The organism is Microbacterium sp. P5_E9 (assembly GCF_054049175.1).
On record NZ_JBFUMV010000175.1, the window covers coordinates 1 to 508 of the forward strand.

The 508-nt window shown below is 67.5% G+C and carries 1 protein-coding gene; it reads right to left on the reverse strand.

Features of this window, described 5'->3' with window-relative positions:
• Positions 1–197: 197 nt before the first annotated feature.
• A partial coding sequence (locus tag ACXJ3V_RS20845; protein WP_457102261.1) for a Rid family hydrolase occupies positions 198–508 on the reverse strand: 311 nt, incomplete at its 5' end.

The window sequence follows — 508 nt, forward strand, 5'->3', positions numbered from 1 at the left end:
GTCATAGTGCGAGATGCGTTCGATCTTGAAGGCGGCCACCTGGCCGAACTGCGGCGGCAGCTGCAGCGGCGGGAAGTCCTCGCTCAGGGTGTGGGTGAGGTCGATCGTGCGAACCGATCGATGGCGCATGGCGGTGGCCAGTTGGGTCAGGATGTTCATCGTTGCTTCCAGGACGGACGGGAAAAGGAAATGGGACCTCAGGGGCGGCGCCGGGCAGTGACTTCGAGTTCGACCTTGGCACCCTCGACCGCCAGTGCGCTGCACAGCGTGGTGTTGGCCGGGCGATTGCTCCCGAAGCGGCGCTTGAGCACACCGCTGACCGCGATCACATCGCCGCGGTCGGGCACGTAGACGCGCACCCGCACCACGTCGGCGAGGCCGGCGCGCGCCTGCGACAGCGCGCGCTCGATGGTGTCCAGCGCAAGCTCGCACTGCTGCTCCGCAGTGGGCGGAAACTCCCCACTGGCAAAGTCCTGGCCCAGCGTGCCGGAGACGAACACCCAGTCGC